Below are 22350 nucleotides of genomic sequence, written 5' to 3'. Positions count from 1 at the left end.
TGTCGTGGCAACTGCCATCACGCACCCCGGTCACAACTGGATACCGTCCATCCGTTGCGAGCCTCGGCCCATGAAAAACCTGAAAATCGCCACCTTCAACGTCAACGGCATACGTGCCCGGCTGCCGAATCTGCTGGCCTGGCTTGAGCGCGAAAAGCCGGACATTGCCTGCTTGCAGGAGCTCAAGTCGGTGGACAGCGCGTTTCCGGCCACCGAGCTAGAGGCCATTGGCTACGGTGCCATCTGGCAAGGTCAATCGTCGTGGAACGGGGTGGCGATTCTGGCCCGTGATGCGCAACCTTTGGAGAGTCGGCGCGGGCTGCCGGGTGATGACGCCGACACCCATAGCCGCTACCTGGAGGCTGCGGTGCACGGAATTCTGGTGGGCTGCCTGTATTTGCCCAACGGAAATCCGCAACCGGGGCCGAAGTTCGACTACAAACTGGCGTGGTTCGAGCGGTTGATTGCTTATGCCAAGGACCTGCAAAACAGCGAACACCCGGTGGTGCTGGCCGGCGACTACAACGTGGTACCCACCGACCTCGACATCTACAACCCGCGCTCGTGGCTCAAGGACGCCTTGCTGCAACCGGAAAGTCGCGAGTGCTACCAGCGCTTGCTGGATCAGGGCTGGACCGATTCCCTGCGTCATCTGTACCCGGAGGATCGGCTCTACACCTTCTGGGATTATTTCCGGCAGCACTGGCAGAAAAACTCGGGGTTGCGCATCGATCATCTGTTACTCAACTCAGGCCTGAGTCCTTATCTGCATGAGGCCGGGGTCGATGCCTGGGTGCGCAACGAACCGCACGCCAGCGATCACGCGCCGACGTGGATTCGCTTGAGTTCGCGCAAGCGGCGTTGATCTTTGGGTGGCGGGCGATTGGCTAAATCAATTGTCAGTCGAACCGCTTTATCCCTTATACATGGCGCCCATCGGCGGAGAGATCCGCGGCCCCATGCATAAGGACCTAGCAATGAGCGAGCCACGCCTGACGAACCGAGCGTCATACCTGCAACGCCTGGGTTTCGACGCGCCCCCGGCGCCAACCCTGGACACCCTGCGCCAACTTCAGCTGCGCCATACCGGGGCCTTCCCGTTCGAAAACCTCACCACGCTGTCCGGCGAGCCGGTACGCATCGACCTGCCCTCCATCGAACAGAAAATCCTGCACGAGGGGCGCGGCGGGTACTGCTACGAACTCAACTACGCGTTTCTGATGTTGCTTCAGGAGCTGGGCTTCGACGCCCATGGCATCACCGGTCGGGTGGTGATGGGCCAGCCCGAAGGTGCGTGGACTGCCCGCACGCACCGCTTGAGCCTGGTCACTCTGGACGGCGTGCGCTACATCACCGACGTCGGCTTCGGCGGCATGGTGCCGACCGCACCGCTCCTGCTCGACACCGATGCGGCACAACTCACGCCCCACGAACCGTATCGCATCGAGCGCCATGCAGACGGCTACACTCTGCGCGCCAACGTCGGCGGCGAGTGGCGGCCGATGTACATCTTCGATCTGCAGCGCCAGGAAGACATCGATTACGCCGTCGGCAACTGGTATGTCTCGACCCATCCGGAATCATCGTTTGCCAAGCAACTGATGGTCGCGCGTACCGGGGATGGCTGGAGGCGCACGTTGAACAATGGCAGTTTTGCGATTCATCGGGTGGGCGCCGAGAGCGAACGACGGCAGGTGGCAGATGTGGAGGAGTTGATCGGGTTGCTGGAGGGGGAGTTCGGGATTCGCGTGCCGGAGCATGCGGGGTTGCGGCAGGTGCTAGGGCGGTTGATTGAACCAGACTGAAACCTGAAATGCCCGTGTCGGCGTCTTGCCGTCGATGCTGGGCAAAAGCTTGAGTTGTTCGATTGTTTTCAGGGCGGTGATGATGTCTGGCGCAGGCTGAGTTCGTCAGTTTGCGCTATTGCGTTTGTCCGCCAGGCCCAGTGAGTAAGCAGTCCGACCAGCGCCCCATCGACCATCCAGAAATACCAGAGCAGTCGCAGCTTTGGGTGAAGACAGACGACCCCGGCAATCGCCAATCCTGCCAATAGACCGGTAATCCAGTTCGCATATCCCTTTGCGCTGATCCAGGCGTACAGAGGCGTGAAGCCCAAGACCAATGGCAACGCTCCGAACCAGACTCCGCCGACGATAAAACATGCAAAAACACCGAGCCAGAGCCAGAGCCAGAGCGCTACCGTCAGCTCAGGCATACCCCAAACAAAATACAACGCAATGATGAATGCTTGCACGGCCACGACATTGCGAAATGCGCGGTACGCCAGGATGAAGGTCTGCCAAAGGTGGCTGAGTGTCGATTCGCTGATCAAGGGGGTAGGCATCCATGTCCGACACCGACAGAGTGGCCGGCTCGGCGCAGTCTATCAGGTGCCGTGCAGAGCGACTCTGTCAGGGATATCGAAGTTGCCAGGGTCAAATTTCAGGTTCCATCATGCGGTGGATATCGCTGGCGACTTCGAGCAGTTTGTCCTCCAGCGTTTTCAGCTCGGAGGCTGGAATCCCTTTTTTGATTTTTCCGACACTCACCACACAGCCTTTATGGCTTAGAAGTGTTTGACGCAGGGCGTTATTGATCACCGTCTGATAACCGTATCCCTCGCTTTCTGCCAGCGATCGAGCCGCCTCAATAACGGCATCATCTAACATGATGGTAATCCGGGTTTTGCCTTTGCTGGAGGCAACCACTCCACGTTCGGAGGTGCTGAAATCGTATTGGTCTTTCATTGGTACGGCCTCGAGACAAGATGTCGAAAGGCGCATTTATGCATATTTAATATGCATATAGAGAGGAGATGTATTTCAAGATTTTTTGGAGGGGAACCCGCGCGGCAAAAGGGCAGCATGGACATATGTCCATTATCTGACTGATTAGTTGTATACAACTCTATAGACATTTGTCCTGGGTCTTGCATACAGTGTGCGCATAACAAAAAACCAGGGAACCCCCCAACCATGAAAACGCCCCATGTTTCACACCAACGGCCTGAGGACGAAAACCTCGGGGTCGGCGCGAATATGGCTTACGGCCTGCAACATGTTCTGACCATGTACGGCGGCATCGTCGCGGTGCCTTTGATCATCGGCCAGGCGGCCGGGCTTTCGCCGGCGGACATCGGTTTGTTGATTGCTGCTTCATTGTTTGCGGGGGGCTTGGCGACATTGCTGCAGACCCTCGGTTTACCGTTTTTCGGGTGTCAGTTGCCGCTGGTACAGGGCGTGTCGTTCTCGGGCGTCGCAACGATGGTGGCGATTGTCAGCAGCGGCGGGGAGGGCGGCTTTCAGTCGATTCTCGGGGCGGTGATCGCCGCGTCGTTGATCGGGTTACTGATCACGCCGGTTTTCTCACGAATCACCAAGTTCTTCCCGCCGCTGGTGACGGGCATCGTGATCACCACCATCGGCCTGACGCTGATGCCAGTGGCTGCACGCTGGGCCATGGGCGGCAATAGCCATGCCCCGGACTTCGGCAGCATGGCCAACATCGGTCTGGCGGCGGTGACGCTGGTGTTGGTGCTGCTGCTGAGCAAGATCGGTAGCGCGACCATCTCCCGTTTGTCGATCCTGCTGGCGATGGTCATCGGCACGATCCTCGCGGTGTTCCTCGGCATGGCGGACTTCTCGTCGGTCACGCAAGGCCCGATGTTCGGCTTTCCGACCCCGTTCCACTTCGGCATGCCGACCTTCCATTTAGCCGCGATCCTGTCGATGTGCATCGTGGTCATGGTGACTCTGGTGGAAACCTCGGCGGACATCCTCGCCGTCGGTGAAATCATCGACACCAAGGTCGACTCCAAACGCCTGGGCAACGGCCTGCGCGCCGACATGCTGTCGAGCATGATCGCGCCGATCTTCGGCTCCTTCACCCAAAGCGCCTTCGCCCAGAACGTCGGGCTGGTGGCCGTGACCGGCATCAAGAGTCGTTTCGTGGTCGCCACCGGCGGCTTGTTCCTGGTGATTCTCGGTCTGCTGCCGTTCATGGGCCGGGTCATCGCCGCAGTACCGACCTCGGTACTCGGCGGCGCTGGCATCGTGCTGTTCGGCACCGTGGCGGCCAGTGGCATTCGCACGCTGTCCAAGGTTGATTACCGCAACAACGTCAACCTGATCATCGTCGCCACCTCCATCGGCTTCGGCATGATCCCGATCGCCGCGCCGAATTTCTACGACCACTTCCCAAGCTGGTTCGCGACCATCTTCCACTCGGGCATCAGCTCCTCGGCGATCATGGCCATCGTGCTGAACCTGGCCTTCAACCACCTCACCGCCGGTAACTCGGATCAGCAATCGGTGTTTGCCGCCGGTACGGAACGGGTGCTGCGTTACCAGGACCTGGCGGCGTTGCGTGAAGGGGATTACTTCAGCGAAGGCAAACTGCGTGACTGCGACGGGAATGAGATTCCGGTGGTGGAAGCAGCCCATGATTCGAGCGAGCATCGTGCGGCTCACGCGAAAAGCAGTGAGCATGTCTAACGGCATCACCTGCTAAAAAGGCCGATCTGTTGAATAGACAGATCGGCCTTTTGCTTTTCCAGGATCCACAAAAAAGCCCCTGAACCTTTCGATTCAGGGGCTTTTCGATATTGCTGTCTGGCAACGACCTGGACTCGAGCAGAAAAAATAAGCATTTGTTTTACAATGAAATTATTCTGTTTTTTGGTATTCATATCCCTACGATTATCCTAATCCAGCCCGTATTTTATTGGAGTTCTTTCGATATCCCTGGATCAGGAAAAAACATTCGAGTTCCCGCTCTTTTTGAGACAACGCGAGCATCTGAGTCGTCTCGCTGCCAGCCACCTCCCAATGCTTTGAACGTGGCCACTGCAGCGCGAGCCGATTCAGTTTGTGCCTGAGCTCTGCCATCAGATGCCGCTAAAAGGTGTTCATCGGCATCCAGTACTTCGATCAGGCTGACCACGCCTTTTTCATAAGCGACAAACGACGTCGCTCGGGCTTTCGCATACGCCGACTCGCCTTGGGCGAGTTGTGTCGATTGTTGCTCGCGGTTGATCAGCGCCGAAAAAGCGCTTTCAACATCTTCGCAGGCCCGCAGGACGGACTGGCGGTAAGCGGCTAAGGCTTCGGCTTCTTGGCCCTTCGCCAAATCAATTTGAGCGTTGATGCGGCCAAAATCGAAGAGCCTCCAGCGTATACCCAGTGCCGCCGAAGCCTGACTGGCGCTGTTGCTGAATAGGTTTGCGCTTGATACCGAGGTAGCACTGCCGAGCAGAGCAGCCACAGACAGTTTGGGGTAGTACTCGGAAATGGCTTCGCCGATGCGCGCGCTGGATGCCGCAAGACGGCGCTCCGCGACGATCAAGTCTGGACGCCGACGCAGCAGGTCGGCCGGAGCGCCCATGTCCGAGAGGCCTGGCACATCAGGGATGGGCGCCGGCTTAGTCAACTGCGCGCTGTAAGTGCCGGGCGCCTTGCCCAACATGACATCCAGCGCATTCATTGCCGCGTCAATGCCTGCTTGCAGTACCGGAACGGTGGCTTGCGCTTGGTTCAGCGCGCCTTGGGTCTGGTTCAACTGCAGTTCAGCCGCCAGGCCTTTTGCGTAGAGATGTTCGATGGTGGTGAGCAGTTGTTGTCGTGTGTCTACTTGCTGCCGGGCAATTTCCAGGCGTGCTTGCAGGCCACGGATGCTGATGTAAAGGTCGGCTGTTTGCGCGACCACTGCCAGGCGTGTGGCAATCGCCCCGGCTTGTGAGGCCTGATAATCGGCGGAGGCCGCCTCTTTGCTGCGGCGTAGCCCGCCAAACACATCCAGCTCCCAGCCGGCATTCAAGTTTGCCTCATAGGCACTGCCGTAACGATTATAGGAAGGGTCTGAATTCAGCACTTGGCCCAACGGCGTCTCTAACGACTGACGGGCTCGGGCCGCCTGACCATTGACGGTAGCCGACGGCAGGAGGGCTGCGTTAGCTGCGCCCAAACCGGCGCGAGCCTGCTCGATCCTTGCGCTTGCCTGGGCTAAATCGAGGTTCTGTTCAAGTGCTCGATTTATCAGCTGACTGAGTACCGGGTCATTAAATGCGTTCCACCAAGCGGCGAGATCGGCATTTGCGGGGGGCACTTGTCGTGCTTTGGACGTTTGCGCCGAGAAATTCTCGGGCAATTCCACACTGGGTTCTGAGTAGTCGGGGCCCACTGCACAACCTGCAACCATACCCAAACACAGTAAGACGGCGAAACGAGGAGGAGGGTGCATGCGATACCTGCGAAAGGGTTAGGTTGTGACGATGTTACAATTTGGTCACAAGTTGTCAACCACCTTTGGGATGAGTAAGCTGCTCGCATGAATCAGCCATCCGTTTCTTCGCCCAGCGCCCGTGGCCCAGCCGATCACGACATCCGAGACCAGATTGTCGCGGCGGCCAACGAGCATTTCAGTCAGTACGGTTACGGCAAAACAACGGTTTCTGACCTTGCCAAGGCCATCGGTTTTTCCAAGGCTTACATCTACAAGTTCTTTGAATCCAAGCAGGCGATTGGTAACGCTATCTGTACAAATTGCCTGACGGAAATCGTTGCAGCTGTGGAGCAGGCTATCAATGCAGACGGCATCTCGCCGACTGAGCGTTTTCGGCGATTGGTCAAAACCCTAATCGCTACAGGTGTGAGCCTGTTTTTTAACGACCGCAAACTCTATGATATCGCAGCATTCTCCGCGTCGGAGCGCTGGCCGAGCTCGCAAGTCTATGACGCTCAGATCAAGAACTTTGTGTTGCAAATCGTGCGTGAGGGGCGAGAACTCGGCGAGTTTGAACGCAAGACTCCGCTGGACGAGACGGTAGAGGCGATTCATCTCGCTCTGCGGCCCTTCATCAATCCTCTGCTATTGCAGTACAACCTCGATTTTGTTGAAGAAGCCCCTTCTCTCATCTCCAATCTTGTTCTGCGCAGCCTGATGCCTTAAACCTCTGCTGACGGATGCGCTGCGCATCCGTATTAGCGCGTGCACCTGAAAAAACTAGATATCGAGCCTCTTTGCTCTGCTCTGATCAAGTGGGCGATGTTCATTCGTCTCGGTAGTGACTATTGGCATAAATGGTCACTTGAATAAGCATGGGGCACCCGCTACTGAGAGGTCTCTATGATCCAGCGCCACCACCTGTCATTCATTTTCATTGTCTTGTTGCCGTTTGCCCTAGCGGCCTGCAACGAGGCCACGCCTGCCGATCCTCGCCTTCAAGTGCCCTTGGTGCGCATCGGCGTGGTTCAACCCTCCGCGCCTGCGGCACGGGTATTCACCGGTATCGTCGCGGCCCGAGTTCAGAGCGATCTCGGTTTTCGGGTGCCTGGGAAGGTCTTGGAGCGTTTGGTGGATGCTGGACAGAGTGTCAAGCGCGGGCAGCCACTTATGCGAATCGATGCCAACGACCTGACGCTGACCGCGCGGGCACAGCAGGAAGCGGTACTGGCCGCCATGGCCCGAGCTCGGCAGGCCTCCGATGACGAGCTTCGCTACCGTGATCTGGTGTCCGTCGGAGCGGTATCTGCTTCAGCTTACGCAGGGTTCAAAGCAGCTGCCGACTCGGCGAAAGCCCAACTCAACGCTGCCCAGGCCCAGGCTGATGTGGCGATAAACGCGACCGGTTATTCGACGTTGCTGGCGGATGCTGACGGGGTGGTAGTGGATACCTTGGCGGAGCCGGGGCAGGTAGTTGGCGCAGGGCAGGTGGTGGTACGCGTTGCCCATTCAGGGCAGCGCGAGGCCGTGATCCAGTTACCCGAGACGCTACGTCCTGCGCTGGGCTCGGCGGCGACGGTTGAGCTATACGGCCAGCACCAGACTGCAGGTAAAGCGCGTTTACGCCAGTTGTCCGACTCTGCCGACCGACAGACCCGAACGTTTGAAGCGCGTTATGTGCTGGAGGGGGCACTCTCCAACGCCACCCTGGGTTCGACGATATCAGTGGTTATCGCTGACATGGATGTTGCTGATGCCAAGGAATTACAGGTGCCCATGGGGGCACTCTACGACGCCGGTAAAGGCCCGGGGGTCTGGGTGGTGGGCGGGGAAACTGAGCAGGTGGCATGGCGCCCGATCAAGGTTCGCGGCCTGAATAATGAGGCCAGCGTGCGCGTGATGGGGGATCTGCAGGTGGGTGATCGAGTTGTCGCATTGGGTGCTCACTTGCTGAGCGAGGGAGAGAAGGTCAGGACTGAACTCGCCGATGCTCCGCAAAATTCAGTGGTTGAGGTAAGTCGATGAGCGGCTTCAATCTTTCGGCGCTGGCCGTACGCGAGCGCTCAATCACCCTGTTTTTGATCCTGCTGATTTCTGTGGGTGGGTTGTACGCCTTCTTCAAACTGGGGCGTGCGGAAGATCCCGCATTCACCATTAAACAAATGACGGTGGTCACCGCCTGGCCTGGGGCGACAGCCCAGGAGATGCAAGACCAGGTGGTAGAAAAGCTGGAAAAACGCATGCAGGAACTGCGTTGGTACGATCGGACCGAGACCTTTACCCGGCCCGGCTTGGCATTCACTACGGTGTACCTGCTCGACAGCACGCCGCCCTCAGCCGTCCAGGAGGAGTTTTACCAGGCGCGCAAGAAAATCCTGGATGAGCAGAAGGGGTTGCCGTCTGGGGTGATCGGCCCGATGGTCAATGATGAGTATTCCGATGTCACCTTCGCGCTCTATGCGCTCAAGGCCAAGGGCGAGCCCCAACGTCTGTTGGTGCGCGAAGCCGAGAGCTTGCGCCAGCGTCTGCTGCATGTGGCGGGTGTGAAGAAGGTCAACATCATCGGTGAACAGGCCGAGCGCATTTTTGTCGAGCTGTCCTACGAGCGTTTGGCGACACTGGGCATTTCCGCACGAGACATCTTCAGTGCGTTGAACACGCAAAACATGATAACCCCGGCAGGTTCGGTAGAAGCGAAGGGCCCACAGGTTTTCATCCGCCTGGATGGCGCGTTTGATGACCTGCAGAAGATTCGTAATACCCCACTGACGGTGCAAGGCAGAACCCTCAAGTTGTCCGATGTGGCTGAGGTCAAGCGTGGTTATGAGGACCCCGCGACGTTCCTGGTACGCAACAACGGCGAGCCGGCACTGTTGCTCGGCGTGGTCATGCGCGACGGCTGGAACGGCCTGGATTTGGGGAGGTCGCTGGACGCTGAGGCCACAGCGATCAACGAGCAGATGCCTTTGGGCATGAGCCTGACCAAGGTCACGGATCAGGCGGTGAATATTGGCGCCTCCGTCAACGAGTTCATGGTGAAGTTTTTTGCTGCCTTGGGCGTGGTGCTGCTGGTGTGTTTTCTCAGCATGGGCTGGCGTGTCGGCGTTGTGGTTGCCGCGGCGGTGCCGCTGACCCTGGCAGCCGTGTTCATTGTCATGGCGGCCACGGGCAAAGACTTTGATCGAATTACCTTGGGCTCGTTGATTCTGGCGCTGGGACTGCTGGTGGACGATGCAATCATTGCCATTGAAATGATGGTGGTGAAGATGGAGGAGGGCTACGACCGTATCAAGGCCTCCGCTTATGCCTGGAGCCACACGGCCGCGCCGATGTTGTCGGGAACGTTGGTGACGGCGATCGGCTTTATGCCCAACGGTTTTGCCAAGTCGACCGCTGGTGAGTACACCGCGAACATGTTCTGGATCGTTGGCATCGCGCTGATCACTTCCTGGGTGGTGGCCGTGGTGTTTACACCTTACCTGGGCGTCAAACTGCTGCCGCAGATCAAGGTGCCTGAAGGCGGGCATACGGCGATTTACGGTACACCGAACTACCAGCGTTTCAGGCGCCTGCTGGGCAGTGTGATCCGCCGCAAAGGCCTGGTGGCGACATCCGTCGTGGGCTTGTTTGTTGTTGCGATTTTGGGCATGGGCGTGGTCAAGAAGCAGTTCTTTCCAACGTCCGACCGGCCTGAGGTGCTGGTTGAGGTGCAGATGCCTTACGGCACGTCTATCGAACAGACTGATATGGCAGCGGCCAAAGTCGAGGCGTGGTTGGCTCAGCAGCCGGAGGCCAAGATCGTCACCGCTTACATTGGCCAAGGCGCGCCGCGCTTCTATTTGGCGATGGCCCCTGAGCTACCCGATCCATCCTTCGCAAAAATCGTCGTCCTGACGGCGAATCAGCAAGAGCGTGAGGCGCTCAAGCTCCGCCTCAGACAAGCGGCGGCCGATGGCTTGACGCCTGAAGCTCGGGTGCGGGTGACGCAGTTGGTATTTGGTCCTTATTCACCGTATCCGGTGGCCTTTCGGGTGATGGGCGCCGACCCCGCGGTGTTGCGGGATATCACCGCGCAGGTGCGTGAGGTCATGACCGCCAGCCCCATGATGAGGACCGTCAACACCGACTTGGGTGAGCGTGCGCCGGCACTTCATCTCACGCTGGATCAGGATCGCCTGCAAGCATTCGGCTTGACCTCGACCGATGTCGCGCAACAGCTGCAATTCCTGCTCACGGGGGTGCCTGTCACCGAGGTGCGTGAGGACATTCGTTCGGTTCAGGTGATCGCTCGCTCGGCGGGAGAGACGCGTCTGGATCCGTCGAAAATTGCCGCCTTCACGCTGACCGGCGTCCAAGGCCAGCGCGTGTCGCTGTCCCAGGTAGGGGCGGTGGATGTGCGCATGGAGGAGCCCATTCTGCGACGTCGTGATCGTACGCCGACGATAACCGTGCGCGGTGACGTGGCTGAAGGTCTTCAGCCTCCCGATGTCTCCAACGCCTTGATAACGCAGTTGCAGCCCATCATCGAAAAACTGCCGGCGGGCTACCGGATTGAGTTTGCCGGCGCGATCGAGGAGTCGGGTAAAGCGAACAAGGCATTGCTACCGTTGTTCCCGATCATGATCGCGCTGATGTTGCTGACCATCATTATTCAGGTGCGCTCAATGTCGGCAATGATGATGGTGTTCGCCACCGCGCCTTTGGGTCTGATTGGTGTGGTGCCAATTCTGCTGCTGTTCCAGCAGCCGTTCGGGATCAACGCCTTGGTGGGATTGATTGCCTTGTCAGGGATTCTGATGCGCAACACGCTGATCCTCATTGGCCAGATTCACTCTAATAAGCAAGCCGGTCTGTCGCCTTATGACGCAGTGGTCGAAGCCACTGTGCAGCGTGCACGGCCAGTGATTCTCACGGCGTTGGCGGCGATGCTGGCGTTCATTCCGCTGACCCATTCGGTGTTCTGGGGAACGCTGGCCTACACCCTGATTGGCGGTACGTTTGCCGGCACCGTGCTGACCCTGGTGTTCCTGCCAGCGATGTACGCCCTCTGGTTCAAGATCAAGCCCGAGCCCGCGCATGAGCTTGCAGCGAGCACTCATGTTGCTTGATACCTGCGTGCCTGGATCGTCTCAAAAAGGAAAATCGATATGAGCTCGTTGGCCCGGATTTCTCAGCAGTTTGATCCCGCTGCGCCCTTCGTGGCTCCGGCCAACTGGCTTCAGGGAAGAGCGGTGTTTTGCGGGCTATCTGCAGCCCTGTCATTGCAGACGGTGTTGCTTGAGGCATGGCCGGATTTACCGTCATTCAAGTCCGCGCAGGTCTCATTTATAGGACGATTCCAGTGGGTGGTTCATAGGTGCGCAACCTGAACGCTGTCTTATGAAGAAGTACTAATTTATGATGCCGCATTGATAAATTTGGAAACGGCATCATGAGTACACGTTCCGACCTCCTGAGCAGCGCTGAGATTCTGTTGCGTACCAAGGGTTACGCAGCGTTCAGCTATGCCGATCTGGCGGAAGACATCGGTATCAAGAAGGCGAGTATTCACCACCACTTTCCCACCAAAGAAATTCTGGCGATTGCCATCGTTGAGAGTTATCTGTTCCGGTTCAAGAATCAGCTGGAATGCATCAATGATGAAAATACCGGCATTATCGATCGGCTCAATGCATTCGCCTTGATGTTCGCGCAAAGCAGTAAAAACGCGATGCTTCCGCTCTGCGGTGCCTTGGCGGCGGAATTGCTGGCTTTGCCTGAAAGCCTAAAGGAATTGACGCGGGATTTTTTCGAAATCCATCTCAATTGGCTTCAGGCCAATATCGCACTGGGCCAAGCGGCAGGGGAACTCAAAGCTGAGCTGGACGGCGTGAAGGTTGCCAGGTTCATCTTGAATACGTTGGAAGGTGGCAGCTTTGTATCTTGGGCGCTGAGCGACAATTACGAACAGTCTTCTGGATTTGATTTCATTTTAGATGGACTTCGGGTTACCGAAACACATCACTGAGGTTCGATCAGCTTTATTCTGCGTCATAAATCGACCGATTCTGCCCCCGCTGGCTCGGTCCGTTTTCCCTCCTCGTAAGTGGTTTCAGCCGCTTAGCTCACACTCTCTGAATTCTTTTTGCGCGCACTCAATCTGACGAGCGTACGTCTAGTCTCGCATTTTGGTTGCGGATACCTACCCATGTCTACACTTTCGGTGTGTGATCAGAAGTACAAGATTAAGTAGAAATTACTGCATTGTTATCGGAGTTATCCCTATTCAGGAAAACTCTGTCGAAGCTGGTTTTTTTGGCGATTGGTTATAAGAAGAATAATTTATTGATCGACAACCTACTAGTTGGTAGGCTTGTTTCTCTTCCGGGCCAAACGCCCGGTCCATCCGAAGAGGAACGAACACATGAGCAACAACCTGAATGGTATCGATGTCGCCGCACTCCAGCAGTTTGCCCAAGGCGTTGCTGAGGATGCGACCAAGCGCCACGCGAGCTTCAACGTCAAGACTCAGTGGAAAGGCCAGACTCGCTCTGTGGCCAAAGTCAATCGCTACAGTCTGGCCGGTGAAACCTATTCGCGGGATTTCGAAATCGTCGCCGATGAGCCTAATGAATTGCTGGGCCAAAACACTGCGCCTAACCCTCAAGAGCTGCTGATGGCCGCTCTCAACGCCTGCATGTCGGTCGGTTATGCCGCCAACGCCGCGATGATGGGTATCAAGATTCACAGCCTGGAAATCGAAACGGACGGCACCCTCGACCTGCGTGGCTTTCTGGGCATCGACGAAAGCGTCAACCCGGGCTACGACGAAGTGAGTGTAGTGATTCGCCTGCATACCGACGCCTCCCGTGAGCGTGTTGAAGAGCTGCACAACGTGGTGCTCAAAACCTCTGTCAACTACGCCAACTTTTCGAAAGCTATCCGTATGGTGCCGACCCTCGAAGTGCGTGAGGGCTGATTCGCCTGTTTCAAACAGATTCAAACCTAGCGTGCACCGGTAGGCGGCTAGCTGCCCTGGTGCCGACCCTTACGAAATCTGGATAACCGGAGTCTGCAATGAATGATTTTTTCAAAGGTAAAAAACTGCTAGTTGTCGGTGGCACCAGTGGCATGGGCTTGGAAACGGCCCGCATGGTGCTCAAGGCAGGCGGCAGCGTGGTGCTCACCGGCAGCAAGCAAGACAAGGCCGATGCGGTGCGTAACGAGCTGAGCCCGCTGGGCCCTGTGTCGGTGATCGTCGCCAACCTGATGACTGAAGAAGGCATGAATTTTGTTCGCAAGGAAATCAATGCCAACCATAGCGATATCAGCCTGATGGTGAACTCCGCCGGGATCTTTATTCCCAAGCCGTTCACCGAGCACGATGAGGCCGAGTACGACATGTACCTGTCTCTGAATCGCGCGACCTTCTTCATCACTCAGGCCGTGGTCAAGAACATGCTGGCTGCCAAGCGCGAAGGGGCAATTGTCAATGTTGGCTCCATCGGTGCGCAGGCCGCATTAGCAGGTTCACCGGCCTCTGCCTACTCCATGGCAAAGGCAGGTCTGCATGCGCTGACACGCAACCTGGCAATCGAATTGGCTCACTCGGGTATTCGGGTCAACGCTGTCTCGCCAGGGATCGTTCACACCTCGATCTATGAAGGGTTCATGGACAAAGAGGCGATCCCGGAAGCGATGAAGTCGCTGAACGATTTCCACCCGTTGGGACGAGTCGGCGTTCCCGAAGACGTCGCCAACACCATCCTGTTCCTGCTGTCGGACAAGACGTCCTGGGTGACCGGCGCAATCTGGGACGTGGATGCTGGAATTATGGCTGTTCGGGCCTGACCACAGTGGCGAGCGCGGTCTGATGAGAGCTCCCATCGCGGGAGCTTTCACGCCTTCACTCAGTTCAAGTGAAAGAAGGCTGAATGCTGGCCGCAGGAGTCTTCAATGTCGATCACGACAAAAGCAGCGCTGTTGAGAGTCGCGGAAACCCAAATGCGCTCCAAGGGCTATTCCGCGTTCAGTTATGCCGATCTTGCGGCGCAGATCGGCATTAGAAAAGCCAGTATTCACCATCACTTCCCGACCAAGGAAAGCCTGGGCGCGGAGTTGATCAAGGACTACATCAAACGCTTCGATGCGACCCTCAGTTCGATCGAAGAAACGCATGTCGATCCGCTGCTGCGGCTTCGTGGTTTTGCCCGGCTTTTCATCATCAGCGCCAACGAGGGGCTGCTGCCCTTGTGTGGTGCCCTGGCGGCAGAAATGGCGGCACTGCCGCTGTCGCTGCAAGGGCTCACTCGGGCGTTCTTTGAAACCCAGCTCGATTGGCTTCAGGCCACCCTCAATGCAGGGGTCCGGCAGCGCAACTGGTCGCCGGACAAACCCGTTGAGACCTACGCGTTCATGCTGCTGAGCAGCCTGGAGGGCGCGAGCCTTATCGATTGGACATTGGGCCGATCAACCGACCCGTTGGCAGGCTTCGATCATTTGCTTGAAACGCTGGTAACGCGGTCTTGATTTCTTTGAGTACAGGACGAGTCATGCAAACTTCTTCGAAAAAATATGCAGTGGATATCTGGTCTGATTTTGTTTGCCCTTGGTGCTGGGTAGCCAAGCGTCGATTCGAGCGGGCGCTCGATAAATTTGCTGAAAAAGACAATGTACAAGTCAACGTCAGGGCCTATCGTCTGGCGGCGAATCAAGCGCCAGAGCCTATGATCGCTGCCCTTAAACGCAAGCTCGGCAATCCGGATTCCGCTGTCGCAATGATGAACACCGTCAGTAAATATGGCCAGGCCGATGGGCTTGATTACCGCTTTGACAGCATGCTGTTTGGCGATACTGCCGATGCCCATGTACTGGTCAAGGCGGTTGCGGACGAAGCTGTTAAAAAACGCCTGGTCGAGGCGCTATATGAGCAAAGCACCTCCCATGGTCAGTCGCTGTTTGATCGCGGCAGCCTGGAGGCCATAGCCAAGGCCGTAGGTGTTTCGGACGTGTTAATCCAACGGGCGTGGTCATCCGTTGAATTGCGCGAAGAGATGGAGGAAGACGAACATATCGCCGCGCAACTAGGTTCGGGCGTGCCTTTGTTTGTATTCGATAATGCCTTCTCATTGTCCGGTGCTCAGCCTGAGGCTGCTTTTCTTGAAGCGCTGAACAAGATGCAGGAGAAGTCGAAAGTCGAAGATGACGCATTCAACAGTCAAGTCTGCGGCATAGATGGCTGCAAAATTTGATCAGCAGAAGCGGTGCGGCACTGGGTTGTGCCGCCCTTCATCCATATTGAGAGCGAGATCCAAATGAGCCGTATCGTTGAGTTGAGTGCTCAGCAGTTCGCCCGCTTTGTGGCCAAAGGCAGCAGCGTCGTACTGTTTTCAGCGTCCTGGTGCAAGCCTTGTCAGGAGATGAAGCCGGTCTTTCATGCTTTGGAAGAAAAGCTTCACTCCCTGGCGGCTTTTGCAAAGATTGATGTGGCGGTGTCTCCGACGATCGCGCAAATGTACGGTATCCGGGCGGTGCCATCCTTGGCGGTGTTCCATGAGGGGCGGCTGCTGCGGGTCATGCCCGGATCCCGTTCAGTTGGAGCAATGAAAAAAGCCATTCTTGCGGAGTTGGAAGAGGCGATTTAACCGAACCTCCTCCATCAGCGGTCAGGCTGATCAGCCTGGCGTTCTTTTTCATCCCTCGGGTGTGGATTTGCCCCGGACCAGTTATCGATGGGATGAGCGCGGTCTTCGTTGAAGATTTCCGTTAACAGCGCGTTGGCCCGTTTGTAGGCGTCATACTTGAACTCGGTATCATCCACAGGCTGCGCGGCCATTTCTTCCAGCATCTCCAGGTTCAGGCGACGGAATCGATCCGCTCGTTCGCGGGCTTTGTAGCGACCAATGCCCAGTTGCTCCAATGCCCTGCGGCCCAAGGACAATGCGAAAGCAGGGTCGAGGGGCAGCGTTGAAAGCACCGTGGACAGCCACAGGCGTCAGCCTGCGCATCTGGCAGTAGGTCGCGGTCGCATGCAGGGGTTGGGTAAGCACCGAAAACTCGGGGGTGGTCACCCATGTCGAACTGGTCGTGCTCGCCGCCGGTGGTCACGGCCCACAACAAGCTCTTACCTTTGAGTGCTGTGGCGCCTTTGCCATAGGCCCACCCTTGGGTGAAGACTTTATCGATCCACAATTTCAGCAGCGGCGGGCAGCTGTACCAGTACAGCGGATGTTGCAGGATCAGAAGCTCTGCCTGTTCTAGGGATTGCTGTTCGGCTTGGACCTCGATGTTGAAGTCCGGGTACAGGTCATAAAGGGAGCGTATGAACACATCCGGGTTATTGGAGGCTTGCCTGAGCATCACCTCGCTAACCTTGGATTTGTCGGGGTAAGGGTGAGCGTAATGATCAGAATCATTGTGAGCATTCCACGACAAATCGCGAGTTCATTCAGAACGAAAAAACTCTCTGGTCGTTGGGCATAAAGATGCCCACCGACCAGAGAGTCGCTTCTTGGGGATGGAACCCTTATTTACCTACTTGCAGTTTCAATATGTCCTGCGCAGTCACGGGTTCGCCAGCGATTCCCCAATCTCCGCTTTTGACCTCTTCGAAGATGACCCAGGTGAGGGCGCGCATGTTTTCACCTTCTACAGACACCATGGCGTCCGTCACTTTCTGGATGACTTCGGCTTTCTGCTTGTCGGTAAAAACGCCTTCAATGCCTTTGATGGTAACGAGAGGCATGGTGTGCTCCTTAACGTCTGAAGTGGACAGTGATGAAACAGCGAATAATCAGGCTTTGGCTGCAACGTATTCCGGGTAGTCGGTGTAACCCTTGGCAATGCGATCGCTGACACCGTAGTAAGTCGCGCGATCACCCTCTGCCAGTGGCCAGCCGTTCTGCATGCGCTCCACCAAATCGGGGTTGGCGATGTAGGCCGTACCGAAGGCGATCAAGTCGAGTTCACCTTTAACCAGTTCCGACTCAGCGAGGGCTTGGTTAAACCCACCGGCGGCCATCAAGGTACCCTTGTAGACTTCACGGAACGCGGCGCCGAACCCCGGCGGCGTTTCAGCGGCGACGATGGTCGGTTGGTAGTTCAGGTGGACGTAGGCCAGTTCGCGTTCATTAAGCGCTGCCGCCATGCTCATCCAGGTTTCTGCTTCACCTTCGTACACACCAAAGTCATACAGGCGGCCAAACGGCGAGAACCGTACGCCAATCTTCGAGCCGCCGATTTCGGCAGAAATCGCGTCAATGGTTTCCAGCAGAAAGCGCTGGCGATTGGCGATCGAGCCACCGTACTGGTCGGTACGGGTGTTCAAGGCGCTGCTGAGGAACTGATCGAACAGGAACCCGTTGGCAGCCATGATTTCGATACCGTCAAAACCGGCCTCCATCGCCATACGCGCAGACTTCACAAAGTCAGCGATGACACGTTTCACTTCTTCCGTTTCCAGCGAACGGGGCACGCTGGGTTGCACAGCGCCGGATTCACCAGGCTCGATCCAGGCATACACCGTGGTATCGACCGCCGGCTGAGTACCCGAAGAAACCGGAACCATGCCATGCACCGAAATATGGGACATACGGCCAACGTGCCATAACTGCGCGAAGATCTTCCCGCCCTTGGCATGCACCGCGTCGGTGACCTGACGCCAGCCTGGCAAGTGTTCGTCGGCATAAATACCAGGGGTGTACAGGTAGCCACGGGCTTCGTCGGAAATCGGCAGGCCTTCGGTGATCAGCAGACCAGCAGAAGCACGCTGTGCGTAATACAGCGCGGTGAACTCGTTAGGGATGTTGTCTAGTGTCCGGGTGCGGGTCATGGGGGCCATAACGACCCGGTTTTTTAGCGCAGTACCGGACAGATCGTAAGGGGTGAACAGCTTATTCATGATTAGTCTCGAAGTCGTTAACAGGTTGAAAGTTAGCGTTTGATTTACGACTTATCGAATGCGTCCAGCACATGTGTGCTGTACACCAACGCGGCACCGGCGTTCATGTTGATTGCCACGCCCAGTGCTTCGGCGACTTCTTCACTGGTGACGCCAAGTTTCTTGGCTTCGGCGGCGTGGAAGGCGATGCAACCGTCGCAGCGGGTGGTCACGGCCACGGCGAGGGAAATCAGTTCGCGGGTCTTCGCGTCCAGGTGATTGGTCTTGCCGCCGGCAGCGCCGAGCGCCGCCATGCCTTTCATTGTTTCCGGAGACAGGCCGTTTAGTTCTACCAAACGAGTATTGATGTCTTTGCGGGTTTGCTTCCAATCTTGCATGGGATTCTCACAGGGATGGTGTTAATTACAGTTATCTAAAAACTTGCTAAAAAACTACCATTCAGTTGGTAGGCATACAATGTGTTCGTGATAATTTTCACTATTAACGCAATCGAAGGTATTGATAGTTTGGTCCAGAACAATAGAAAATCGCTTCATGGGGATGACGATTACTGGACTGTTGATTGTCAGCACCGCTTGCTGTCAGGCATCGTCGAGACGCTCACATACTGATCGTCGCGGAGCGCCGTCATGGTTCGATTCACACTGGACAACCGGTTTTGCGCGGTGGCGATGCCGATATCGCACTTATTCAACTTGCTGACGCAGATGTCCGGCGTAGTCCAGCAAGGTCTGTCGATCAATCTGCCGCGCATCGTTAAACCCGGGACCATCCTCCGACCGACACCACCGCACAAACGCCTGCCAGCGATCACTGTGTGCTTTGACCGTCCCGTAATGCCCGCCGCCAAACAGATCCCGCAATGCCTGCGGACCGGCATAACTCAGTTGTCGCCCATAGCCAAAATTGCGCCCATCCCGTCTGCCGACCAATGCCATGCTCCAACTCCTCTCGAAGCCAAAATCCTTGAAGCTTTCCCCACGTCATCCCGCCACGGATGTTGAGTGTTATCAGGGATCAAGGCCCCTGCGACCTGTGAGGGTTGTCCACTAACGCGGGACTGGCGGCTCTTTACGACCGGGAGCTTGGGCATCTCATGATCTGGCCTCCTGAACACTTCCGAAGACGTGGGCGGGCGGAGGCTGCGCTGGCTGACGAGACCGGCGCCGCGAGATCCTGAGTCAGGTGAAGGCAGTGATGCGATGACCGGGGCGTGCCTGACTGTCAGTCAGGTGCAGTCCATTCCTTGGGCTGCGGCACCATCATCTGCATCGCTGTTGCTGGTGACTTTTCGGTGTTTGTCACGCCGATTGTCACGCGGGGGATTGCCGCAAAGCCTTGTACAAGTTGGGCTGCAGCAGCGGTAGGAGCGCCCGTCTCTTTCCGGGAGAAAGAGACGGGCGCAGGTTGGCGCAATAAAATGGCCAAGCGGATAGGTTGCTGCAGGGCAGCTATGAAAGGGGGATGAGTTGCTGCAGTGGGCACACTGGTAGAAGTAGGCATCCATCACATCGCTGTGATCGTGCGAGCCGCCGGACGCTAATCGCACTTTGGGAGAACCACCACGGTGTGGCGTAGCCTTAAAGGTTCTGGCTACCTGGGTTGCTGTCAACGACAGCGTTTGCACGATCTTTTCTACGCCTGTGGATAATTAGGGTCAAGGCTCGATTTTTCGAGAATTCTGCGGCTGAGAATGACATCAGCTGTCCATGGAAATCATTGGTTTCCATAAGACGGTTGCGCCGATTTTTAGATTTTTCAAGTGAGGTCCATCCAAGCAGGGCGGCTTTGCAGCCCTGTTTGGATGGGCCCGCGTGGACAAGCGGATCACTGAAGTATGAGAACCGAGCGCTTACTCAGTTGCGCCACGTTTTGCTTTTAGTCGAGTGACATTCGCCCCCGTCTGATTGGCGAATTCGCGTGGGCTGACATGCTTCTGCTGATTAGCCTCAAGGTAGCGACTCCACCAGTTCATGATCAGCCTGCGCTCCTCGATGAACTCGGCCTTGTGGATATAAGCGGCGCGGACGTTGTTGCGTTCCTTGTGGCTCATCTGCCGCTCGATGGCTGTGTCCGTCCACAAACCCGACTCGATCAGTGCGCTGCAGGCCATCGAACGAACGCCATGGCCGCAGATCTCGGTTTTGGTGTCGTACCCCATCTTCCGAAGCGCGCTGTTCACCGTGTTTTCGGATATCGGTTTCCAAGACTTGGTATCGCCTGCGAACACTAAGTCAAATTTGCCGGTGAGGGTGTGGATCTGCTTGAGCAGGGCGACCGCTTGCGGCGATAAGGGTACAAGATGGATATCGCCTGCCATCTTCGTGCCCCTTGTGGAAAAGGGTACGCCTTCCAACGCTGGTCGCATGTCGGGTATTTCCCAGACGCCACGTTTGAGGTCGAACTCGCTCCAGCGGGCGAAGCGCAGCTCGCTGGAGCGTACAAACACGTGCAGCGACAGCAAGACCGTCAGCCGGGTAAGTGCGCGCCCTTTATAGGTGTCGATCCGTTCCTGCAATTCAGGCAAGCGCGATAAGGATAAGACGGGGCGGTGGACAACTCGCAAGGCTTTGATCGAGCCTACGAGGTCGTAAGCAGGGTTTACAGTGATAAGCCGGAGGCGCTTTGCCTCGCGCATGATGCTCTGCAGGTAGTTATGTACCCTTATGCAATGTCTATCGTTCCGCGCTTTTTGATCGCTTCCAGGGGGCGCATAAGGTCGTGGGTATCTAGGTCGACAATTGCGCGGGCGCCGATCAGTGGGAAGAGGTGAGTTTTGAGGCGACTCATCACTGTCTTGGAATAGTCCGGTGCCCACTTGGCTGACATTTCCGTGTGCCAGCCGAGAGCAACGCTTTCAAAGGTGCGGCCTTTGATCAGAGCGTCCGTCTTGGCTTGGGTCTTGGCTCCTATGGGGTCAATGCCATCCGCCAGCATTCGCTTGACCTCCAAGCGCTTACGGCGCGCATCGGCGAGGCCAACGATGGGGTAGTTGCCGAATGAGGTCAGTCCTTCCCGGCCATCAGGTTTGACGTATCTAAGACGCCAGCCTTTGCGGCCATTGAGTTGGACTAGAAGGTAAAGGCCGTCGCCGTCGAAAAGCTTGTAGGCGCGGTCTGCGGGCTTGGCCGAACGGCAAGCGGCGTCGGAGAGTGGATCAGTGGTGCGCGACATAAGGGTACTCCCTTTTATCGAACTGATCTTTATCCCAAACTCACCCTTGAAATGGCTGGTACTTACCGGAACCCGACAGAACGCCAAAACGAAAAAACCCGCCAAAAAGGCGGGTTTTTTCGGTTGCTTCAGAGATTTTGAAAGCCTTCTCTGGAGCCTTGTATGGCTCCACGACCTGGACTCGAACCAGGGACCCAGTGATTAACAGTCACTTGCTCTACCAACTGAGCTATCGCGGAATGGCGTGTATGTTACTGATTCAAAAAGAGAAGTCAAGCATCTGTTAACAACTTGATGGATTCATCGAGACGGACGGTGGTTTATCGACCTTGGACGGTTACCAGAATCGCCTCAGGGGTCTACCATGTCCGCCCGGAAGTGGTTACACGCGCTGCCGGCCATTCGCCGAAAAGGTACGCGCCATGAATCACCCAATCCTCACCCCTCAAGACAACGGGGTGTTCGCATGAGCATCGCTCAGATCAGCCTGCCCAAAGGTGTCGGTCCGCATGCCGAGAAGCTGTTTGACGCGATCACTCAGGCCGGCACCGCCGACGAGCTGAACCGCGCGGGCGGCAAGGCTGAAGGCTTCGTCCTCGGTCTGGAAAGCGCAAAAGCGATCAAGAGTCAGGTCGCCGAATCGCTCTACGTCGCCTATGACGACGCCGCCAGTCAGCGTGCGACCGAACTGGCTTAACCGCCGAAGGTCACCGTGGCGAGCATCAGCTTGGCATACAGCATCGTGGCGGCCAGTTGCACCAGCCACAAGGCCAGGCCGCCGAGAAATACGCCAGCGGCCACTTGCAGTACCAGGTTATTGCTGCGTTTGGCCGGGACGCGGGGAGTGAAGTCATTCAAGTCGTCCAGGTCATCGCGCTCGGCGCGCAGGTCATCGTTTTTCATGTGGGTTCTCGTCAGAATTCTCGGGTGTTCACAAAACCTGTGGGAGCGGGCTTGCTCGCGAATGCGGTGGGTCAGCTTGAATAAGTACTGAATGTACCGCCGCCTTCGCGAGCAAGCCCGCTCCCACATTTGATATGTGTGCAGTCTAGAGCGGTCAGTCGTTGCTTTGAGAATTA

At 56.8% G+C, this 22350-nt stretch carries 21 protein-coding genes, 1 tRNA gene and 4 pseudogenes; 13 read left to right on the top strand and 13 right to left on the bottom strand.

The features are described from left to right. Positions 1–70: 70 nt before the first annotated feature. Together ACA060_RS19285 and ACA060_RS19280 are read left to right on the top strand one after the other, a co-directional pair. Entirely contained in the window at positions 71–865 is a 795-nt protein-coding gene (locus ACA060_RS19285; protein WP_497312541.1) for an exodeoxyribonuclease III, read from the top strand. Between the two features lie 112 nt (positions 866–977). Beyond that, positions 978–1805 carry an arylamine N-acetyltransferase family protein gene (locus tag ACA060_RS19280; RefSeq protein WP_497312539.1) on the top strand — a complete coding sequence of 276 codons (828 nt, stop codon included), beginning with the start codon at positions 978–980 and terminating at the stop codon, positions 1803–1805. A gap of 68 nt (positions 1806–1873) precedes the next feature. On the opposite strand, the gene ACA060_RS19275 is transcribed toward ACA060_RS19280, so the two are convergent. Together ACA060_RS19275 and ACA060_RS19270 are read right to left on the bottom strand one after the other, a co-directional pair. Further along, the gene (locus ACA060_RS19275; protein ID WP_497312537.1) at positions 1874–2332 is read right to left on the bottom strand and encodes a hypothetical protein; all 459 of its coding nucleotides are present in this window, start codon (positions 2330–2332) and stop codon (positions 1874–1876) included. Positions 2333–2435: 103 nt separating this feature from the next. Continuing rightward, entirely contained in the window at positions 2436–2747 is a 312-nt protein-coding gene (locus ACA060_RS19270) for a BrnA antitoxin family protein (protein WP_497312536.1), read from the bottom strand. Positions 2748–2975: 228 nt separating this feature from the next. On the opposite strand from ACA060_RS19270, the gene ACA060_RS19265 reads away from it, so the two are divergent. Beyond that, positions 2976–4493, top strand: coding sequence for a nucleobase:cation symporter-2 family protein (locus ACA060_RS19265; protein ID WP_497312534.1), 1518 nt, complete (start codon positions 2976–2978; stop codon positions 4491–4493). 5 nt (positions 4494–4498) lie between these two features. On the opposite strand, the gene ACA060_RS19260 is transcribed toward ACA060_RS19265, so the two are convergent. Continuing rightward, positions 4499–4687 carry a hypothetical protein gene (locus tag ACA060_RS19260; protein WP_497312532.1) on the bottom strand — a complete coding sequence of 63 codons (189 nt, stop codon included), beginning with the start codon at positions 4685–4687 and terminating at the stop codon, positions 4499–4501. Positions 4688–4719: 32 nt separating this feature from the next. Then, the gene (locus ACA060_RS19255; RefSeq protein WP_497312530.1) at positions 4720–6237 is read right to left on the bottom strand and encodes an efflux transporter outer membrane subunit; all 1518 of its coding nucleotides are present in this window, start codon (positions 6235–6237) and stop codon (positions 4720–4722) included. Between the two features lie 87 nt (positions 6238–6324). Here ACA060_RS19255 and ACA060_RS19250 point away from each other — a divergent pair, with 87 nt between their 5' ends. From ACA060_RS19250 to ACA060_RS19210, 9 genes are all read left to right on the top strand, one after another. Next, complete coding sequence (locus ACA060_RS19250) at positions 6325–6945, top strand: TetR/AcrR family transcriptional regulator (RefSeq protein WP_109633246.1); 621 nt, start codon at positions 6325–6327, stop codon at positions 6943–6945. A 177-nt stretch (positions 6946–7122) separates the two neighbouring features. Further along, complete coding sequence (locus ACA060_RS19245) at positions 7123–8244, top strand: efflux RND transporter periplasmic adaptor subunit (protein WP_497312528.1); 1122 nt, start codon at positions 7123–7125, stop codon at positions 8242–8244. After that, a complete protein-coding gene (locus tag ACA060_RS19240) occupies positions 8241–11327 on the top strand; it encodes an efflux RND transporter permease subunit (RefSeq protein ID WP_497312526.1) in 3087 nt (1028 codons plus the stop codon). The genes ACA060_RS19245 and ACA060_RS19240 overlap by 4 nt, the downstream gene beginning before the upstream one ends. A 323-nt stretch (positions 11328–11650) precedes the next feature. Further along, the gene (locus tag ACA060_RS19235; RefSeq protein WP_497312524.1) at positions 11651–12226 is read left to right on the top strand and encodes a TetR/AcrR family transcriptional regulator; all 576 of its coding nucleotides are present in this window, start codon (positions 11651–11653) and stop codon (positions 12224–12226) included. Positions 12227–12622: 396 nt separating this feature from the next. After that, positions 12623–13177 (top strand): OsmC family protein, encoded by a 555-nt coding sequence (locus ACA060_RS19230; protein WP_104910643.1) that lies wholly within the window; start codon positions 12623–12625, stop codon positions 13175–13177. A gap of 98 nt (positions 13178–13275) precedes the next feature. Beyond that, positions 13276–14049: an SDR family NAD(P)-dependent oxidoreductase gene (locus tag ACA060_RS19225; protein ID WP_071550874.1), complete on the top strand. Its 774-nt coding sequence runs from the start codon at positions 13276–13278 to the stop codon at positions 14047–14049. A gap of 105 nt (positions 14050–14154) precedes the next feature. Beyond that, complete coding sequence (locus ACA060_RS19220; protein ID WP_497312521.1) at positions 14155–14727, top strand: TetR/AcrR family transcriptional regulator; 573 nt, start codon at positions 14155–14157, stop codon at positions 14725–14727. Between the two features lie 23 nt (positions 14728–14750). Continuing rightward, the gene (locus ACA060_RS19215; protein ID WP_497312519.1) at positions 14751–15449 is read left to right on the top strand and encodes a DsbA family oxidoreductase; all 699 of its coding nucleotides are present in this window, start codon (positions 14751–14753) and stop codon (positions 15447–15449) included. Positions 15450–15512: 63 nt separating this feature from the next. Continuing rightward, a complete protein-coding gene (locus tag ACA060_RS19210) occupies positions 15513–15842 on the top strand; it encodes a thioredoxin family protein (RefSeq protein ID WP_497312517.1) in 330 nt (109 codons plus the stop codon). Positions 15843–15856: 14 nt separating this feature from the next. On the opposite strand, the pseudogene ACA060_RS19205 reads toward ACA060_RS19210, so the two are convergent. The 8 genes and pseudogenes from ACA060_RS19205 to ACA060_RS19170 form a co-directional block, all read right to left on the bottom strand. Then, positions 15857–16141 (bottom strand): annotated as a pseudogene (locus ACA060_RS19205) (glutathione-regulated potassium-efflux system protein KefC); the annotation flags it as partial. Positions 16142–16154: 13 nt separating this feature from the next. Continuing rightward, a pseudogene (locus tag ACA060_RS19200) lies at positions 16155–16557 on the bottom strand (NAD(P)H-dependent oxidoreductase); the annotation flags it as partial. 166 nt (positions 16558–16723) lie between these two features. Continuing rightward, entirely contained in the window at positions 16724–16942 is a 219-nt protein-coding gene (locus ACA060_RS19195) for a tautomerase family protein (RefSeq protein WP_071550870.1), read from the bottom strand. Positions 16943–16990: 48 nt separating this feature from the next. Next, entirely contained in the window at positions 16991–18097 is a 1107-nt protein-coding gene (locus ACA060_RS19190) for an alkene reductase (RefSeq protein ID WP_457290496.1), read from the bottom strand. A gap of 44 nt (positions 18098–18141) precedes the next feature. Continuing rightward, entirely contained in the window at positions 18142–18474 is a 333-nt protein-coding gene (locus ACA060_RS19185; protein ID WP_014860758.1) for a carboxymuconolactone decarboxylase family protein, read from the bottom strand. Between the two features lie 218 nt (positions 18475–18692). Continuing rightward, a pseudogene (locus ACA060_RS19180) lies at positions 18693–19035 on the bottom strand (integrase domain-containing protein); the annotation flags it as partial. A 914-nt stretch (positions 19036–19949) separates the two neighbouring features. Continuing rightward, positions 19950–21271 (bottom strand): annotated as a pseudogene (locus ACA060_RS19175) (tyrosine-type recombinase/integrase). Between the two features lie 163 nt (positions 21272–21434). Next, a tRNA-Asn gene (locus ACA060_RS19170) sits at positions 21435–21510 on the bottom strand. 227 nt (positions 21511–21737) lie between these two features. Between ACA060_RS19170 and ACA060_RS19165 the strand changes: the two genes are divergently transcribed. Continuing rightward, the gene (locus ACA060_RS19165) at positions 21738–21968 is read left to right on the top strand and encodes a hypothetical protein (protein WP_497312514.1); all 231 of its coding nucleotides are present in this window, start codon (positions 21738–21740) and stop codon (positions 21966–21968) included. Here the strand turns inward: ACA060_RS19165 and ACA060_RS19160 are convergent. Further along, positions 21965–22174 carry a hypothetical protein gene (locus ACA060_RS19160; protein ID WP_109633239.1) on the bottom strand — a complete coding sequence of 70 codons (210 nt, stop codon included), beginning with the start codon at positions 22172–22174 and terminating at the stop codon, positions 21965–21967. The genes ACA060_RS19165 and ACA060_RS19160 overlap by 4 nt on opposite strands. Positions 22175–22350 lie beyond the last annotated feature (176 nt).

Source organism: Pseudomonas sp. LBUM1671, assembly GCF_059695685.1.
Note: the sequence above shows the minus strand (reverse complement) of the source record. Positions and strands in the feature narration are given on the sequence as shown.

What these genes read in the sequence shown, in the direction of transcription:
- ACA060_RS19165 (WP_497312514.1), top strand. Translation starts at nt 21,738, where the DNA reads ATGAGCATCGCTCAGATCAGCCTGCCCAAAGGTGTCGGTCCGCATGCC.
- ACA060_RS19195 (WP_071550870.1), bottom strand. Translation starts at nt 16,942, where the DNA reads ATGCCTCTCGTTACCATCAAAGGCATTGAAGGCGTTTTTACCGACAAG.
- ACA060_RS19190 (WP_457290496.1), bottom strand. Translation starts at nt 18,097, where the DNA reads ATGAATAAGCTGTTCACCCCTTACGATCTGTCCGGTACTGCGCTAAAA.
- ACA060_RS19225 (WP_071550874.1), top strand. Translation starts at nt 13,276, where the DNA reads ATGAATGATTTTTTCAAAGGTAAAAAACTGCTAGTTGTCGGTGGCACC.
- ACA060_RS19280 (WP_497312539.1), top strand. Translation starts at nt 978, where the DNA reads ATGAGCGAGCCACGCCTGACGAACCGAGCGTCATACCTGCAACGCCTG.
- ACA060_RS19260 (WP_497312532.1), bottom strand. Translation starts at nt 4,687, where the DNA reads ATGAATACCAAAAAACAGAATAATTTCATTGTAAAACAAATGCTTATT.
- ACA060_RS19245 (WP_497312528.1), top strand. Translation starts at nt 7,123, where the DNA reads ATGATCCAGCGCCACCACCTGTCATTCATTTTCATTGTCTTGTTGCCG.
- ACA060_RS19255 (WP_497312530.1), bottom strand. Translation starts at nt 6,237, where the DNA reads ATGCACCCTCCTCCTCGTTTCGCCGTCTTACTGTGTTTGGGTATGGTT.
- ACA060_RS19220 (WP_497312521.1), top strand. Translation starts at nt 14,155, where the DNA reads ATGTCGATCACGACAAAAGCAGCGCTGTTGAGAGTCGCGGAAACCCAA.
- ACA060_RS19270 (WP_497312536.1), bottom strand. Translation starts at nt 2,747, where the DNA reads ATGAAAGACCAATACGATTTCAGCACCTCCGAACGTGGAGTGGTTGCC.
- ACA060_RS19285 (WP_497312541.1), top strand. Translation starts at nt 71, where the DNA reads ATGAAAAACCTGAAAATCGCCACCTTCAACGTCAACGGCATACGTGCC.
- ACA060_RS19215 (WP_497312519.1), top strand. Translation starts at nt 14,751, where the DNA reads ATGCAAACTTCTTCGAAAAAATATGCAGTGGATATCTGGTCTGATTTT.
- ACA060_RS19210 (WP_497312517.1), top strand. Translation starts at nt 15,513, where the DNA reads ATGAGCCGTATCGTTGAGTTGAGTGCTCAGCAGTTCGCCCGCTTTGTG.
- ACA060_RS19250 (WP_109633246.1), top strand. Translation starts at nt 6,325, where the DNA reads ATGAATCAGCCATCCGTTTCTTCGCCCAGCGCCCGTGGCCCAGCCGAT.
- ACA060_RS19160 (WP_109633239.1), bottom strand. Translation starts at nt 22,174, where the DNA reads ATGAAAAACGATGACCTGCGCGCCGAGCGCGATGACCTGGACGACTTG.
- ACA060_RS19265 (WP_497312534.1), top strand. Translation starts at nt 2,976, where the DNA reads ATGAAAACGCCCCATGTTTCACACCAACGGCCTGAGGACGAAAACCTC.
- ACA060_RS19240 (WP_497312526.1), top strand. Translation starts at nt 8,241, where the DNA reads ATGAGCGGCTTCAATCTTTCGGCGCTGGCCGTACGCGAGCGCTCAATC.
- ACA060_RS19230 (WP_104910643.1), top strand. Translation starts at nt 12,623, where the DNA reads ATGAGCAACAACCTGAATGGTATCGATGTCGCCGCACTCCAGCAGTTT.
- ACA060_RS19235 (WP_497312524.1), top strand. Translation starts at nt 11,651, where the DNA reads ATGAGTACACGTTCCGACCTCCTGAGCAGCGCTGAGATTCTGTTGCGT.
- ACA060_RS19185 (WP_014860758.1), bottom strand. Translation starts at nt 18,474, where the DNA reads ATGCAAGATTGGAAGCAAACCCGCAAAGACATCAATACTCGTTTGGTA.